1 rRNA gene (cut by a window edge) is annotated in these 2,500 nt (G+C 42.9%); it reads right to left on the bottom strand.

The features are described from left to right. Positions 1-1,606, bottom strand: a 16S ribosomal RNA gene (locus I4W09_RS10725); it reaches 204 nt to the left of the window's first position. Between the last annotated feature and the right edge of the window lie 894 nt (positions 1,607-2,500).

The raw sequence follows: 2,500 nt of genomic DNA, 5'->3' as shown, positions 1-2,500 counted from the left end.
CTGATGACTTGCGCTTACTAGGAATTCCTCGTTGAAGAGCAATAATTACAATGCTCTATCCCCAGCACGACGGAGTTTCACAAGATTACCAAGACCTCTCGGCCAAGGTTAGACTCGCTGGCTCCGTCAGTGTAGCGCGCGTGCGGCCCAGAACGTCTAAGGGCATCACAGACCTGTTATTGCCTCAAACTTCCATCGGCTTGAAACCGATAGTCCCTCTAAGAAGTGGATAACCAGCAAATGCTAGCACCACTATTTAGTAGGTTAAGGTCTCGTTCGTTATCGCAATTAAGCAGACAAATCACTCCACCAACTAAGAACGGCCATGCACCACCACCCACAAAATCAAGAAAGAGCTCTCAATCTGTCAATCCTTATTGTGTCTGGACCTGGTGAGTTTCCCCGTGTTGAGTCAAATTAAGCCGCAGGCTCCACTCCTGGTGGTGCCCTTCCGTCAATTCCTTTAAGTTTCAGCCTTGCGACCATACTCCCCCCAGAACCCAAAGACTTTGATTTCTCGTAAGGTGCCGAGTGGGTCATTAAAAAAACACCACCCGATCCCTAGTCGGCATAGTTTATGGTTAAGACTACGACGGTATCTGATCATCTTCGATCCCCTAACTTTCGTTCTTGATTAATGAAAACGTCCTTGGCAAATGCTTTCGCAGTAGTTAGTCTTCAATAAATCCAAGAATTTCACCTCTGACAATTGAATACTGATGCCCCCGACCGTCCCTATTAATCATTACGATGGTCCTAGAAACCAACAAAATAGAACCAAACGTCCTATTCTATTATTCCATGCTAATATATTCGAGCAATACGCCTGCTTTGAACACTCTAATTTTTTCAAAGTAAAAGTCCTGGTTCGCCAAGAGCCACAAGGACTCAAGGTTAGCCAGAAGGAAAGGCCCCGTTGGAAATCCAGTACACGAAAAAATCGGACCGGCCAACCGGGCCCAAAGTTCAACTACGAGCTTTTTAACTGCAACAACTTTAATATACGCTATTGGAGCTGGAATTACCGCGGCTGCTGGCACCAGACTTGCCCTCCAATTGTTCCTCGTTAAGGTATTTACATTGTACTCATTCCAATTACAAGACCCGAATGGGCCCTGTATCGTTATTTATTGTCACTACCTCCCTGAATTAGGATTGGGTAATTTGCGCGCCTGCTGCCTTCCTTGGATGTGGTAGCCGTTTCTCAGGCTCCCTCTCCGGAATCGAACCCTTATTCCCCGTTACCCGTTGAAACCATGGTAGGCCACTATCCTACCATCGAAAGTTGATAGGGCAGAAATTTGAATGAACCATCGCCAGCACAAGGCCATGCGATTCGAAAAGTTATTATGAATCATCAAAGAGTCCGAAGACATTGATTTTTTATCTAATAAATACATCTCTTCCAAAGGGTCGAGATTTTAAGCATGTATTAGCTCTAGAATTACCACAGTTATACCATGTAGTAAAGGAACTATCAAATAAACGATAACTGATTTAATGAGCCATTCGCAGTTTCACTGTATAAATTGCTTATACTTAGACATGCATGGCTTAATCTTTGAGACAAGCATATGACTACTGGCAGGATCAACCAGATAACTATCTTAAAAGAAGAAGCAACAAGCAGTAAAAAAGAAAGAAACCGAAATCTCTTTTTTTTTTTCCCACCTATTCCCTCTTGCTAGAAGATACTTATTGAGTTTGGAAACAGCTGAAATTCCAGAAAAATTGCTTTTTCAGGTCTCTCTGCTGCCGGAAATGCTCTCTGTTCAAAAAGCTTTTACACTCTTGACCAGCGCACTCCGTCACCATACCATAGCACTCTTTGAGTTTCCTCTAATCAGGTTCCACCAAACAGATACCCCGGTGTTTCACGGAATGGTACGTTTGATATCGCTGATTTGAGAGGAGGTTACACTTGAAGAATCACAGTCTTGCGACCGGCTATTCAACAAGGCATTCCCCCAAGTTTGAATTCTTTGAAATAGATTGCTATTAGCTAGTAATCCACCAAATCCTTCGCTGCTCACCAATGGAATCGCAAGATGCCCACGATGAGACTGTTCAGGTTAAACGCAAAAGAAACACACTCTGGGAATTTCTTCCCAAATTGTATCTCTCAATACGCATCAACCCATGTCAATTAAACACGCTGTATAGAGACTAGGCAGATCTGACGATCACCTAGCGACTCTCTCCACCGTTTGACGAGGCCATTTACAAAAACATAACGAACGACAAGCCTACTCGAATTCGTTTCCAAACTCTTTTCGAACTTGTCTTCAACTGCTTTCGCATGAAGTACCTCCCAACTACTTTTCCTCACACTTGTACTCCATGACTAAACCCCCCCTCCCATTACAAACTAAAATCTTACTTTTATTTTCTTTTGCCCTCTCTGTCGCTCTGCCTTAACTACGTATTTCTTGCCGAGAAAAACTTCAATTTAAGCTATTCTCCAAAAATCTTAGCGTATATTTTTTTCTTTTTTTTTTTC

The sequence above is a fragment of the Collinsella aerofaciens genome (genome assembly GCF_015670795.1).
Taxonomy (GTDB): domain Bacteria; phylum Actinomycetota; class Coriobacteriia; order Coriobacteriales; family Coriobacteriaceae; genus Collinsella; species Collinsella aerofaciens_Q.
Note: the sequence above shows the minus strand (reverse complement) of the source record. Positions and strands in the feature narration are given on the sequence as shown.